Annotated in this window: 10 protein-coding genes and 1 other RNA gene; 3 read left to right on the plus strand and 8 right to left on the minus strand. The window is 41.8% G+C overall.

Annotation, left to right across the window (positions count from 1 at the left end):
- Positions 1-185: 185 nt before the first annotated feature.
- From malT to BKK50_RS04390, 7 genes are all read right to left on the minus strand, one after another.
- Entirely contained in the window at positions 186-2,900 is a 2,715-nt protein-coding gene (gene malT / locus BKK50_RS04360; RefSeq protein ID WP_077415676.1) for an HTH-type transcriptional regulator MalT, read from the minus strand.
- A 77-nt stretch (positions 2,901-2,977) separates the two neighbouring features.
- On the minus strand, positions 2,978-4,804 hold the full coding sequence (uvrC, locus tag BKK50_RS04365; protein WP_077415678.1) for an excinuclease ABC subunit UvrC: 1,827 nt from the start codon (positions 4,802-4,804) through the stop codon (positions 2,978-2,980).
- 1 nt (position 4,805) lies between these two features.
- Positions 4,806-5,570 (minus strand): 3-deoxy-manno-octulosonate cytidylyltransferase, encoded by a 765-nt coding sequence (gene kdsB, locus BKK50_RS04370; RefSeq protein WP_077415680.1) that lies wholly within the window; start codon positions 5,568-5,570, stop codon positions 4,806-4,808.
- A gap of 53 nt (positions 5,571-5,623) precedes the next feature.
- Positions 5,624-5,803 (minus strand): Trm112 family protein, encoded by a 180-nt coding sequence (locus tag BKK50_RS04375; RefSeq protein WP_077415682.1) that lies wholly within the window; start codon positions 5,801-5,803, stop codon positions 5,624-5,626.
- Positions 5,796-6,794 (minus strand): tetraacyldisaccharide 4'-kinase, encoded by a 999-nt coding sequence (gene lpxK / locus BKK50_RS04380; RefSeq protein ID WP_077415684.1) that lies wholly within the window; start codon positions 6,792-6,794, stop codon positions 5,796-5,798. Before lpxK ends, BKK50_RS04375 begins: the two co-directional genes overlap by 8 nt.
- A 58-nt stretch (positions 6,795-6,852) precedes the next feature.
- Positions 6,853-8,601, minus strand: coding sequence for a lipid A ABC transporter ATP-binding protein/permease MsbA (gene msbA / locus BKK50_RS04385; RefSeq protein ID WP_077415686.1), 1,749 nt, complete (start codon positions 8,599-8,601; stop codon positions 6,853-6,855).
- Between the two features lie 42 nt (positions 8,602-8,643).
- Positions 8,644-11,022 (minus strand): DNA internalization-related competence protein ComEC/Rec2, encoded by a 2,379-nt coding sequence (locus BKK50_RS04390; protein WP_077415692.1) that lies wholly within the window; start codon positions 11,020-11,022, stop codon positions 8,644-8,646.
- A 268-nt stretch (positions 11,023-11,290) separates the two neighbouring features.
- Between BKK50_RS04390 and dksA the strand changes: the two genes are divergently transcribed.
- The 3 genes from dksA to folK all read left to right on the plus strand — a co-directional run bounded on the left by dksA (position 11,291) and on the right by folK (position 13,826).
- The gene (gene dksA, locus BKK50_RS04395; RefSeq protein ID WP_059365396.1) at positions 11,291-11,728 is read left to right on the plus strand and encodes an RNA polymerase-binding protein DksA; all 438 of its coding nucleotides are present in this window, start codon (positions 11,291-11,293) and stop codon (positions 11,726-11,728) included.
- Positions 11,729-12,023: 295 nt separating this feature from the next.
- Positions 12,024-13,328 carry a polynucleotide adenylyltransferase PcnB gene (gene pcnB, locus BKK50_RS04400; protein ID WP_143529752.1) on the plus strand — a complete coding sequence of 435 codons (1,305 nt, stop codon included), beginning with the start codon at positions 12,024-12,026 and terminating at the stop codon, positions 13,326-13,328.
- 21 nt (positions 13,329-13,349) lie between these two features.
- A complete protein-coding gene (folK, locus tag BKK50_RS04405) occupies positions 13,350-13,826 on the plus strand; it encodes a 2-amino-4-hydroxy-6-hydroxymethyldihydropteridine diphosphokinase (protein ID WP_077415690.1) in 477 nt (158 codons plus the stop codon).
- A 164-nt stretch (positions 13,827-13,990) separates the two neighbouring features.
- Here the strand turns inward: folK and rnpB are convergent.
- An RNA gene (gene rnpB, locus BKK50_RS04410) (RNase P RNA component class A) lies at positions 13,991-14,367 on the minus strand.
- Positions 14,368-14,725 lie beyond the last annotated feature (358 nt).

Here is a 14,725-nt window from a genome sequence, read left to right on the forward strand (position 1 = left end):
GAAATAAGGTGGCTTTTTTATTTGCCCAAATCTCCCCAAAGAGCGGTCAAAAAACGCTTTATTTTTTAGTATTTATGGCAATAAACGTAAGGACACACGAAATATGTCCTTACGAATAAAACACAAATCAAGCTATGAAATGGCGAAACAATACCGCTATTTTTCGGAAGATCGCCTAAGATAAATTACCGATACCCCATTAATTGCAACAATTCTTTTGCATAATCAATTGCTTCATTACGATTTGATACACCAATTTTTTGATAAAGATTGCGAATATGGCTTTTTATTGTCGTCGTTGCCACTTGTAATTCATCTGAAATCTGCTCATTACTGTAACCCGAATAAATAAGCCCCAGCACTTGCCATTCTCGTGGTGTCAGAGGGCTAATTTTTAATAATTCAGGCACTTTGGGGTTAGAAATAAGGTTATTGACAAATTGTTCATCAAAGTGGGCAAACTTATGTCGATAATACTGATTGATGTTACGTAAAATAAACTGCGCTTTATGTACAGTTAACTCGTCTAATATATTGGATTGCAGTAACTGACGAATCTGTTGTGCCATCGTTTCACCTTCAACGACAAAAACACTAATAAAATTGGTTTGTCGGGTAAGTTGCAAAGCCTGAATTAAATCCTGTTGTGCCGCGTCCTTATTTCCTGTGAGATAATAAAGGCGGTTCCGTAAGATAAGTGCACGATTTAAGTCGCTGATCAATTTCAGTTTTTGAGCTGTTTGAATGACACGATTTAAGATTTTCTCCGCCTCATCATATTTTTCTAACAAGATTAATGCTCTCGCAATATTACGCCACTGAACTTGATTGAAGTGATTTTTTTCATTGATCGGACGGTGAGTTTGCACAAGCCAAGCCTCAACAGATTTCACATCCCCTAACATTTGCCATAGCACAATTTTGACTTGGTTCGCATTCGCATCCCAATCTTGGTGGTAATGATGTGTTTTTTGCAAATCAATAATTTGTTTTAGAAGGCGAGAGGCATTATCCAAATCGCCCCGCACAATAGAGATTTTGCATAATAAGGCTAAACATTGCAGACGCTCCTCATCTTTATTTAATACCTTGATACCGGCATTTGCCATAGCCTCCGCTTTATCCAAATTGTACCAATCCCATAAAATTTGCCCTTTTAAGCGGAGCAAAAACTCGTACATTGGCACTTTTTGTAGGTGATACTCTTTCACAAAAGCACTGGCTTTATCTAAGATGTCATAGCCTGCCTGCGTAAATCCTTGAGCAATAAAAATCTCCGATTGTTGAAGTAATGCCCATAAAATATTATGGGGCGTGTGATATTTCCACGCCATTTTTTCGGCTTTTTGAAGCATTTCCAACGCATCGGTGAAATTTCCCTGACAATGATATGCTTCACCAATGACGGAAGTTGCCACAATTTTGGCATAATTGGTGTTTGGTGTTTGGTGTTTGGTGTTTGACAAATGATCGAGCGCTTGAATCGCTAAATGAAGTGCAGTCCTTTCATCGCCTTGATTAATCGCCACCTGTGCACGCAACACATCAAATTCCGGCTGAATCCCTTGGCTCAATTGAATTTTTTGATCGGCAAGCACTCGATCAAAATGTTCAAAAATATCATTCACTTCCGCATTACGGTGCTGACTTTGCGCCAACCACGCTTTTAATAAAATTAGCTGGGGGGATTGAACAAAGCTCATATCATCCAAATAGTCGAGGTGCTGCTCAAGTAGTTTCAGCTCGCCTTGATGAAATAATTTCCAACCTTGTTCCGAGAGAATATTAAGTAAAATACGGTGATCTTCTAGTTGAACGGCGTGATATAAGGCCTCTGTGGTATAGCCTAATTTCAACCAAGCAATTGCGGCTTTTCCGTGAAGTTGAGCAAGCTCTTCAGCGAGCTCTAATTGACAATAATGGGTTAAAAATGAAGCAAATAAGGGATGGAATCGCCACCAATTATCTTCAGCATTCATTTGTTGTAAAAAAAGTCCTTGTTTTTCAATCGCTTCTAATTTATTTCGACCATTAAGCTCACCGGTCACCTGCTGTACCAAGGTTTCATTCATTGAACGCAAAATGGAGCAACGCAAGATAAATCGTTTCGTATCCTGATCAATTTGGGCAAAGACTTCCTCGCTCAGATAGCTATAAATATGAAAATTATTCAGTTTTGCTAAACGTTTGGCGGCATCTTTTAAAGGAAGTTTTTTCTGCTTAGCGGAGAGACTGATAAGTTGAAGTGCCGTTGGCCAGCCTTCCACCTCATCACAAAGTGAGGCAATTTCTTGTGGTGTAATGCTCTCGTTGAAACGAGAGTGAAAAAATTCGACACTTTCTTGATGATTAAAAGAAAGCTGGTGACTATTAATTTCCAATAATTGTTCTTGAACATGCAAACCGGCAATACCTAAAGGCGGTACCGAGCGGGAAATTAAAATCAATGTCATACAAGTCGGCTGATGACGGACCCAGTATTTTAATGCCTCGTGAATTTCTTCATTATCAATGATGTGATAATCGTCAATAATTAAATAAAAATGCTCGGTAACGGCTGATATTTTCACGAGTTGCTGAGTAAAAAGCGTTTGTAAATCCTTTTGGATATACAAGGATTCATCGGTTTCAATTTCTTGCCCAAGTGCGGTCTGTAATGCGGCAATAAAATAAGCAGCAAATCTACCCGGTTGATTATCGCTTTCATCCAATGAATACCACCCCACATTTTTCTGATGTCCCACCCATTGAGAAACCAGTGTTGTTTTTCCATAACCGGCGGGAGCGTGAATTAATACGAGGGGATAATCGCTTGATTTATCAAGATATTGTAGTAATGAAGTACGTGATACACTGTTTTGCAAGCGATAATTACAAATTAATTTTGCCGGAATTAACATCTAATTTAATCTCTCCAATGATAAAATTCTAAGAACGAAGTCATAATCTCTTTCCAAAGAATACAATAGATATTTCATCAACTTCTTAAAGTTTCATAAATCGTTTCCGCTAATTTCTTTGAAATCCCCGGAACTGAAGCGATTTCGTCCAACGTGGCATTTTTCACACCTTGCAAGCCGCCAAGATATTTCAACAGCGCTTGACGGCGTTTTGCCCCGACCCCCTCAATGGTTTCAAGCCCACTTTGGGTGAAGGCATTTTGCCGTTTTTTGCGATGTCCGCTAATGGCGTGATGGTGACTTTCATCACGAATATGTTGGATTAAATGCAACGCCAAACTGTCATCGGGCAAATGAATTTCACGGTGTTGTTTACTGATCATCAGCACCTCCTGCCCGGCCCGGCGATCAACCCCTTTCGCCACGCCTATTAAGTGCGGTCGATTTTTATCCCATTTTACATTCAGATTCTGAAATACCGCTAAAGCACGGTTAAGTTGCCCTTTTCCGCCGTCAATAAAGATCACATCAGGAATTTTGTCTTCTTCTAAATCACGGTCATAGCGTTTTTTGAGCGCCTGCTCCATTGCGGCATAATCATCCCCCCCAGTAATGCCTTCAATATTAAAACGGCGATAATCGGATTTTAATGGGCCTTCTTGATTAAACACCACACAAGACGCCACCGTTTGGTTCCCCATGGTGTGACTAATATCAAAACATTCCATTCGCTTAATTTCCGACATCCCCAATAATTCGCATAATGCCTGATAACGCTCGCCCATTCGTGAGGATTGCTTGAGTTGGGTTGCAAGAGCGGCTTTTGCGTTCACCTGCGCCAGTTGCAGATATTTTCCTTTATCCCCTTTCACCGTTTCTTGGATCGTCACTTTCCTACCTGCTTGCTCTGTGAGCAGGGTTTCTAATTCCGCTTTTTCTATGAGTTTTCGATCCACAATGATGCTATTTGGAATCGTTCTACCTTGATGCCCTTGCAAATAAAATTGCCCCACAAAGGTTTCCGTGAGCTCAGAAAGATCCGTATTGGCCGGCACTTTAGGGAAATAGCTACGATTACCCAACACTTTTCCCTGGCGGATAAACATCACTTGCACACAAGCCAAACCCTGTTGATAGGCAATGGACATAATGTCCATATCATCTAACCGCTCATTCGATACAAACTGTTTTTCAATCACTGATCGTACTGTTTGAATTTGATCCCGATAACGGGCGGCTTGCTCAAAATCCAAATCCCGACTTGCCTGATCCATTTTGCCAATTAAATAATCCAACACTTGTTGATCTTTACCTTGTAAAAATAAACGTGCCAATTCCACTTGTTGTGAATACTCTTCATCAGTGACATAACCTGCAATACAAGGTGCAGAACAACGCCCGATTTGATATTGCAAACAAGGGCGGGAGCGATTGCCATAAACGGAGTTTTCACACTGTCGTACCGGAAATAATTTTTTCAGCAAAGATAAGGTTTCCCGCACTGCCCCTGCATGGGGATAAGGCCCAAAATATTCACCGGCAATTTTTTTTGCCCCTCGGTAAGCCGTTATACGGGGGTGGCGTTCTTTGGTTAATAAGATAAAAGGATAGGATTTATCATCACGCAACAGCACATTATAACGGGGCTGATAAAGCTTGATGAAATTGTGTTCCAACAATAAGGCTTCCGTTTCAGAAGAGGTGATCGTAGTGTCGATATGATGAATGGAAGCGACCAAGGCTTCGGTTTTTTTACTGCTGAGATTGGAACGGAAATAGCTCGACAGACGCTTTTTTAAATCTTTCGCTTTCCCCACATAAATCACCTGATCTTTATCGTCATACATACGATAAACACCGGGTTCATGGGAAACCGTTGTCAGAAATTTTTTTGCATCAAACATCTTAATTCGCCGCTAAAATCGACCGCACTTTTTCGAGATCTTCCGCCGTATCCACGCCCACGGCAGGCACTTCTTTTGCCAGTTCAACGTGGATCCGTTCACCATTCCATAACACACGCAATTGTTCCAGTTTTTCTAAATTTTCTAACTGTGTCGGCGACCATTGCACATATTTTTTAATGAAACCGGCACGATAAGCATAAAGACCGATATGGCGTAAATATACATTCGCCAACGTGGCTTTTGTGATCTCTTGCAAGCCTATAAATTGATCCCGATCGTAAGGAATGACGGAACGGGAAAAATACAGCACATAGCCGTCTTTGTCCGTTACCACTTTGACGACATTCGGATTAAATAATTCTTCCGCTTCATTAATTTTCACAGCAAGGGTTGCCATATTCACATTAAATTTCGCTAAGTTTTCCGCTACCTGACGAACAATAACAGGGGGAATAAGGGGTTCATCTCCTTGAATATTGACGATAATTTCATCATCGGAAATCGCCAGTTTTTCCACCACCTCGGCTAAACGCTCTGTTCCGGAATTATGATGTTCGGATGTTAAACAGACTTCCGCCCCAAAGTCTTGTGCAACGGCGGCAACATTTTCGTTATCCGTAGCAATAATCACACGGTTTGCCCCCGATTGCCGTGCTTTTTCAAAGACATGTTGAATCATCGGTTTTCCGGCAATTTCCGCAAGGGGTTTCCCCGGCAAACGGGAGGAGGCAAAACGGGCGGGGATAATAACAGTAAATGACATAAACTATTCCTTCTTAATCTTTAACCATTCTCAGGCGTTTAACCGCCCAAAAGTTAATCTGTGATCTTCTCTGCTTTTTCTGCGACTAACAGTGGCACACCGTTTTCAATAGGATAAGCCAACTGTTCATAGCGACAAACTAATCGTTGATTTTCAGCATCATATTGCAAACGAGCCAAGCAACGAGGGCAAGCGATCACTTCAAGCAATCTTGGATTTAGTCGCTCAGGCATTGTTGTATCGCTCCACGAGTGCTTCTATTTTTTTCCAAAAGTGCGGTAAATTTTCGCCTTGTTTTTCCGCTTCCACCACCTCAGCCACCACCGGCACATACCACCAGTTTTCTTGCGCAAAGGCTTGGCATTTTACCGCATCCTTTTCCGTCATAAAGAGCGGTTGATTTTGCGGAAATTTTTCCAATTGTGAGGCATTAAAATGTTGATGATCTTGGAAACTTTGGGTTTGTATTAGGGTTATGCCTAATTTTTCCAACATGGTAAAAAAACGTGGCGGATGACCAATACCGGCAATAGCAATAGCGGACTGAAAATCACTCAACGGGCGTTTTTCATTGGTTTTTAAATTAACAGCATAATGAGGCACTAAGGTCATCACCGCCTCGGAATATTGATTTTTACCGCCATTGGTAATCACAAAATCCACGGTTTTTAATCGGCTTGGCAATTCACGCAAAGGACCGGCGGGCAATACAAAGCCATTACCAAGGGCTCGTTCTGCATCCATCACCACAATTTCTATATCTCGTTGCAATTGATAATGTTGTAATCCGTCATCGGAAATAATGATGTCGCAATCGCTGTACGTCAAAAGTTGCTCAATAGCTTGTCGGCGATTTGGTGAAATCACCACCGGTACACCGGTGCGTTGAGCGACGAGAACCGGCTCATCCCCCCCTTCAAAGGGATCAGTTTTTGCTGTCACCAATAAGGGATAAGTCTTCGTATGGCTACCATAGCCACGGGAAATCACCCCAACCCGCAACCCACGTTTTTTTATTTCTTCCACCAGCCACACCACCACCGGGGTTTTTCCATTCCCCCCAACGGATAAATTCCCCACAATCACCACCGGTTTGGGGGCGCGATAGGAAGCCTTCAGCCCAAGGGAAAACAAGAGAACACGAATTTGGCTAATTAACCAAAATAACAGTGAAAACGGTAGAAAAAGCCAAGCAAGTTTTGAATGGGAATACCAAAATGGCATAAATGTTCCTCTCAAAAGTGCAAAGAAAATAACGCAAGTTTTTCAACCTGCGTTAAAGCTACCCACTAAACTGCATACTATGTAATTGTTTGTATGCTCCCTCTAAAGCGAGCAGTTCACTATGATTACCCCGTTCACGAATTTCGCCGTGTTCAATCACTAAAATTTCGTCGGCATTTTCAATGGTTGATAGGCGGTGAGCAATCACAAGGACGGTGCGATCTTTTTTCAATTCATCCAGTGCCAATTGAATTGCCCGTTCAGATTCTGTATCAAGGGCTGAAGTGGCTTCATCCAAAATTAACACCGGCGCACTACGCAATAAGGCTCGAGCGATTGCCAAACGCTGACGTTGCCCTCCGGATAAACTCGCCCCATTTTCACCGATGACGGTATCAAAACCTTGGGGCAATTTTTCAATAAACTCTAAGGCATAAGCGGCTTTGGCGGCGGCGATAATTTCTTCACGGGTGTATTTATCCTTTGCAGCATAGGCGATATTGTTCGCAATTGTATCGTTAAACAAATGCACCTGTTGAGAAACCATCGCACAATTTTGACGTAAATTGGATAAACGGTAATCCTGAATATTCACGCCATCAAGCAGAATTTCACCTTGTGAAATATCATAGAAACGAGTGACGAGGTTGGCAATAGTAGACTTCCCTGAACCGGAACGCCCCACCAATGCCACGGTTTTACCCGCCGGAATGTTGAAGGAAATGTTATTTAATGCGAGTTCCTCTTTGCCTTCATAAGCAAAGCTCACATTTTTAAATTCCAAGTGCCCTTTTGCTGGTTCTGCTTTGTAACGCCCGTTATCTTTTTCCGGTTCTAAATCTAAAATGGCAAATAAGGTTTGGCAAGCCGCCATTCCCCGTTGGAATTGAGAATTAACGTTGGTTAAGGATTTCAGTGGACGCATCATCGCCAGCATTGAGGAAAACACCACAGTGAAAGAACCCGCACTTAGATTATCATCAGCGATTAATGGCGTGGTCGCTAAATAAAGTACCGCAGCTAGGGCAAGAGAAGCAATAATTTGTACCACCGGATCGGAAATCGCATCAGCGGTTACCATTTTCATTCCTTTACGGCGCATATCGTTACTCACCTGATTAAAACGCGCTTCTTCCACATACTGCCCCCCAAAAGAAAGCACCACTTTATGCCCTTTTAACATTTGTTCTGTGGTGGAGGTGAGTTCTCCCATGGAATCTTGCAAATTTTTACTGAGTTTACGGAAGATTTTTGACACGATACGAATCAACAGGGCAATAATCGGACCGATCACAAATAACACTAATGTCAATTCCCAGCTGGTATAAAACATCACGGCAAGTAGAGAAAGAATATACGCCCCTTCCCGTACAATGGTGACCAAGGAATTCGAAGAAGAATTGGCGATCATTTCAGAATCATAGGTAATACGGGAAAGCAATTTGCCGGAAGGATGACGATCAAAAAAGCTCACCGGCATAAACATAAGATGCTTAAATAAGCGACGACGCATTGTCATCACCACTTTGCCGGAAACCCAAGCCAAACAATAGTTAGAAATAAAGCTACTCAGTCCGCGCAGGAAAATCATCCCTACGACAACGAACGCCATCGTTTTCAAAAAAGTATGATCCGTTTTACCAAATCCCTCATCAAGCAGCGGTTTCAATAAATAAATTAAGCCGGAATCCGCTAAAGCATTGAGCACAAGCGCAACGGCAGCGACAACCAAGCCCGCTTTAAAAGGTTTAATCATTGGCCACAAACGCTTGAAGGTTTGCATAGTGGAAAGGTCTTTATCTTGCATATGAATTATTATCCGAAAAAAAATTCGGTCGCATTGTACCTTTTATTCCCTTGATAATCCAATCACTCGCGCATACCAAGGCGAAAAAGCGGTTCTTGCACGATCAATTTTCCAATTATTTGGATAAAAACTCACCCGAATTTGCCCTGAAATTGCTGTATTTTCTACTATACTTTGATGTCGTTTAAGACGTTCTATGACTGTCGGATGAGGGAATTTCCAAGGATTCCAACGCCCACTTGAAATCATCGCAAGATCCGGTTTCGTGTGTGAAAGTAACATTTCACCGGTGGAGGTTTTACTGCCATGATGCCCTACTTGCAGCACATCAATTTTCCCTAAAGTGCGGGCAAAAATCCGTTCATTTTGAATTTCCGCATCACCGGTCAGCAAGACCTTATACTTGCCATCATCCAGCAAAATCACGCAAGAATCCGGATTATCGGCACGTTTTACCGGCTTTTGTGGAGAAATCACTTGAAATCGAATACCTTGCCATTCCCATGTGTTACCTGCCACACAAAAAGTGCGGTGACTTTCGCCGTAGTTTTTTTCCGAAGGGCTCATCAATGCCACATTTGGAAAGGTATTGAGTATCACTTTTGCCCCACCTGAATGATCGTTGTCGTCATGGCTTAAAATCAATGTATCCAACACAATGCCTTCCCGTTGCAAATAGGGCAAAATTTCTAATTCCGCCATAGAACCGCCTTTCCATACCGCACCGCTATCATATAAAATCCCCCGACCATTTTTGACAATCAAGGTTGCCAAGCCTTGTCCTACATCCAGCGTATCAAGTTGCCAAATCGGTTTTTGATATTGTCGAAAAACAAAAATTGAGAGAGATAACAGCGCAATACCAATTGAAATGCTTATGCCCTGTTTTTTCTTAATGGCAGGTAAAGGTTGAAGCGTTAAGGTGAAACATCGTGACGGTTTCAGTTTTTGCACAAAAAGCGGTTTTTCACGATAAATAAAATAAATGAGAAAAGCAAAAAACAGGTTGAAAAGTGCGGTCAAAATCAAAGATAAATTTTGCGAAATAGCCACCCAATTTTCCTGAAAAAAAGCAAGTATTTGCGTTATCCCCTCCCCCAAGGCGTTCGCTAATTGCCAAGCTTCGCCCACCCCGTTTGCCATTACGGAAAATAAAATCAGGGGAACAAGCAAAAAACTATATAGGGGGACTGCGATCACATTGGCAAAAAAACCATTCAATGCTACCCCGTTAAATAACAAGAGTTGTAGTGGCGTGAATAACAGCAATAAACCAAACTGTAAATGAAATAACCCCAAAATCCACCGCACTTTTTTCGGTAAAGGGCGGTGTTGCCATTGAAACAGGGAAAGGGGGAAATAACGATACCAAAAAATCAAACTACATACTGCACCAACCGAAAGCCAAAAACTGAGTGAAAGAGGCATCAGCGGATCACAAAAAAGCAGAAATGCCACCACTAAAATAAAAAGTTGGAAAGGCGAATACTGCCGCCGATAGAGTTGCAACCCAAAAACAAAAATCAAGGCAGAAATCGCCCGAAAAGTGGGGATACTCACCCCGGCGAGATAGGCATAGAAGGCGGCAAAAATCCCACCGGATACTAAAGGTAAAAAAGGGGTAATCAATCTTGAGGGCAGAAAAAATTGCACAATGCGCATCAGTAAAAACCCGATCCCCATAGCCAACCCAATATGCAAACCGGAAATCGCCATTAAATGCGCAGTATTTGTTTGCTGATAAATTTTCCAGATGTTTTTGTCTAACCAAGCACGTTCGCCAAAAGCTAAGGCGAGCAATAATCCTTGTGAAGATAAATCCGCTGTTTGTTTCATCGCCAGTTGTAATTTTTTCTCCCGCCATGAAAAATCATCGTCAATTTTAACCGCACTTTTTAATGTTCCCGTGGCAATCACGCCTTTGGAAAAATACCACTGCTGGCGATCAAAGCCGCCTAAATTCAATCGGGCTGAAAGTGGACGGAGAGAAACCTCTCCTCGCCACCGTTCACCTAAAAAAGGGCGTTCTTTCGCTTTCCAATTCAGAAAAATTCGCCGTGGTTCCCCCCCTTCCTCTAATTGCGTGCTCACAATGAAGGTTTGATATGCCTGTTGGTGTAATATTTCCTCAATGGTAAATTCCAACGACTGTTTTTTTACTGAGATTTTCTCCGCTTGATGCAATAAATCCAAAGCGAAAGCGTGTGCGTAGCCCAATGCTAATATCAGAATATTCAAACGCATAATAATCTGAAAAACAGAAAATTTTTTGAGCCGGTAAAAACAAAATGTGATCAGCGCAAGGATAAAATTACACAACAGCATTTGCTTTACTGTGATGAGCATAAAATCAGGTAACACGAGCAACGACAATGATGCCACAATCATACTCGTGGCAAGCGTAAATAGCGTAAAGGGCATAAGGGCATAAGGGTAAAATTGCACAGTAAAATGTGTGCACGCTATGTATTTTTGAGTGGATAGGCAATCTTCTCTTATAAATTTTGCGACATTGATCGCAAAATACGATTTTGCTAGGGAAATTTTATTTGCTAAAAGCTAAAAGTTTTGCTATTTATATCGCCCTCAAAAAATCGGGTTCTCAATAACATTGTGGAGAACGAACTATAAACTATGACAGGAAGTCGTGAACTTCACGCTTAAATTCTGTTCGTATTAGGAGTGAGATATGTCAAAGGCAACGTTAAGTTTATTAGAGCTGGCAGGCGTAAAACCATATCAACCAAAAAAAGATGAAGAATATATGAATGAAAATCAACTTCTTCACTTTAAAAAAATCTTAACGGCTTGGCACGAACAAATCGTGGAAGAGGCTTCGCGTACCGTTGCGCATATGCAAGATGAAGCAGCAAATTTCCCTGATCCGGCTGATCGTGCGACTCAGGAGGAGGAGTTCAGCCTAGAATTACGCAACCGAGATCGGGAGCGTAAATTAATGAAAAAAATTGAAGCGACATTGAAAAAACTGGATACCGATGATTTCGGTTACTGCGACTCTTGCGGTGAAGAAATCGGTATTCGTCGTTTGGAAGCCCGCCCAACGGCGGACCTTTGTATTGACTGTAAAACCCTTGCGGAAATCCGTGAAAAACAAGTCGCCGGTTAATTTATTCTGTTTAAAGAAATAGAAGTGCGGTTAAAACCAACCGCACTTTTTACATTCTCATTGCAAGAGAAATGTCATAACAACATCAGGATATGCGATCCCTTACCTGATTCAACCACAGCAAACGGAGTTTATTATTTTTACTTATATTAAAAATTTGTTTGGTAAAAAGAAAAAAACAGCATCACAAAATAGCGTAAAACAAACCGTCCAAACAAAGGCTCATTCTAGAAGAGTTGAGCATTCAAACGCACCGCATAACAAAAAAAACAAAACTGATAAATCGCATAAAAATGTGATTAAAGCTGCGCATTTGGGGATCACTCCCCGCCAGTTTAGTCGTAACGCCCTGACGGTTGTCGAAAAATTACAACGTCAAGGATTTGAAGCCTATATTGTTGGCGGTTGTATTCGTGATCTTTTGCTCGGTAAACAACCAAAAGATTTTGATGTGGCGACCAATGCCCGTCCGGAGCAAATTCAAAAAATTTTTCAACGCCAATGTCGTTTAGTCGGTCGCCGTTTCCGTTTAGCCCATATTATGTTTGGTCGGGATATCATTGAAGTGGCAACTTTCCGTGCTAATCACAATGATGCCCGTAGCGAACATCAAGCTAAACAAAATGATGAAGGAATGCTTTTGCGTGATAATGTCTATGGCACTATTGAACAAGATGCCGAACGTCGTGATTTCACCGTGAATGCCCTTTATTACAATCCTCAAGATAATACACTGCGTGATTATTTCAACGGTATTGAAGATCTCAAAGCCGGAAAATTACGTTTAATTGGCGATCCCGTTACCCGTTATCAAGAAGATCCGGTACGAATGTTACGTTCAATTCGATTTATGGCGAAATTAGAGATGTTCCTTGAAAAGCCGAGTGAGCAGCCTATTCGTGAATTGGCCTATTTGCTAAAAAACATTCCTCCAGCCCGTCTCTTTGATGAAAGTTTGAAATTGTTGCAAGCCGGTCATGGGGTGAAAACCTATCGTTTATTACGTCAATATGGCTTATTCGAACAGCTCTTTCCTAGCCTTGTTTCCTTCTTCACCGAAAAAGGGGACAGTTTTGCTGAGCGAATGATCCTCACCGCACTCACCTCAACGGATGAACGAATCGCCGATAAATTGCGCATTAATCCTGCTTTTTTATTTGCCGCATTTTTTTGGTATCCATTGCGTGAAAAAGTGGAAATGTTAAAAAATGAAGGGGGCTTAAATAATCACGATGCTTACGCTTTAGCCGGAAATGACGTTTTAGAGGCATTCTGTCGCACCTTGGCAGCACCACGTCGTCACACCGCAGTGATTCGTGATATTTGGTTCTTGCAATTGCAATTGTTAAAACGCACCGGTTCAGCCCCAATGCGCACGATGGAACACCCCAAATTTCGTGCAGCTTTTGATTTGTTAGTGATGCGTGCTGAGATTGAAGGGGGAGAAATCGTTGAACTCGCTAAATGGTGGCATGAATATCAGTTCAGTAATAGCGAACAGCGCCATCAGCTTGTCCAAGAACAACAGCGTTTACATCCAAAACCAAAGAAAAAATACTTTCGAGCCCGTAAACCTCGTCATCCAAAATCTTCAGCATAATAATAAGATGGGAGTCAAACGATGATCACGGCTTATATCGCCTTGGGGAGCAATTTAAATACCCCTATTGAACAACTCAACAATGCATTGAAAGCCATTGAAAACTTACCGCAAACCCAACTTCTTTCGGTGAGTGCTTTTTATCAAAGCAAACCGCTTGGACCACAAGATCAGCCTGATTATGTGAATGCGGTGGCAAAAATTGAAACTGTCCTTGCCCCTTTGTCTTTATTAGATGAATTACAACGCATCGAAAATGACCAAGGGCGTGTCCGTTTACGCCGTTGGGGAGAACGAACATTAGATTTGGATATTCTACTTTATGGTAATGATATCATCCAACACGAACGCCTCACCATCCCTCATTATGATATGCACAATCGAGCATTTGTCATCGTGCCTTTAATGGATATTTCACCGGATTTAATCCTTCCCAACGGAAAACATCTTGCCGAATTAGCCAAGCATTTGGGATCACATTCTATGAAAAAGATTTAATATTATCTCCAACCTCATCAGCCAGATGTTGGGGTTATTCATAAGGGCATACGACCGTTTTCCCTTTTGTGTATTTGCGGCATAATGTCGAGAAATGCTAAAAAAATAACCGCACTTTAATCCATTCGTTACAAATAAACTAAAGTGCGGTCATTTTATTGAAAATATTGAGTTGGTCGATAAGCCGAGTTCTGTCGTGGACAATCATTCCTCTAGGCGACGAATTACCCCGCCGCTCAAGCGACCTACCCGAACTCTGGACGGGCCATCCATTGAGTTCCTATTTGGTCTTGCTACGAGTGGAGTTTACCCTGCTGCCAACCGTTACCGATGGCACGGTGCGCTCTTACCGCACCCTTTCACCCTTACCGTTTGCACGGCGGTCTTCTCTCTGTTGCACTGGTCGTAGGCTCACGCCTCCCGGACGTTATCCGGCACTCTGCCCTGTGTAGCTCGGACTTTCCTCTCGTTTACTTGTCCCACTAGGTCGTGCGAACACGGTTAAGGGCTTCAATAAACCAGCGATTGTCTAACCAACTCGGCGCGTAGTATAGAGATTAATAAAAGTGCGGTCAATAACATCCAGGGGATTTTGAACATTGGTTTTGCCAACAACACTGAAACTGTAAGTCATCACATCAGCGATTACGCATAATTTTTCATTCGTATTTTTACGACATTCAGATAAAATATCACCAAATCCTGTGGTTTCAATGCTTGATGGCTATTTTACGTTCCGAAATTATTGCGATTTTTGGATAAATTTCCCCTTATAAATCAATATTCAGCAATTTAGTTTCGGAACGTTTTTTGAGACTAATTGGCTATTTTTAGCCAAAGTGACAAGGTTGAATTATCAAAAAAAAAGCACGGTAAAACCACCGCACTTTTATTCCATA

The sequence above is a fragment of the Rodentibacter rarus genome, from assembly GCF_001998965.1.
Classification (GTDB): domain Bacteria; phylum Pseudomonadota; class Gammaproteobacteria; order Enterobacterales; family Pasteurellaceae; genus Rodentibacter; species Rodentibacter rarus.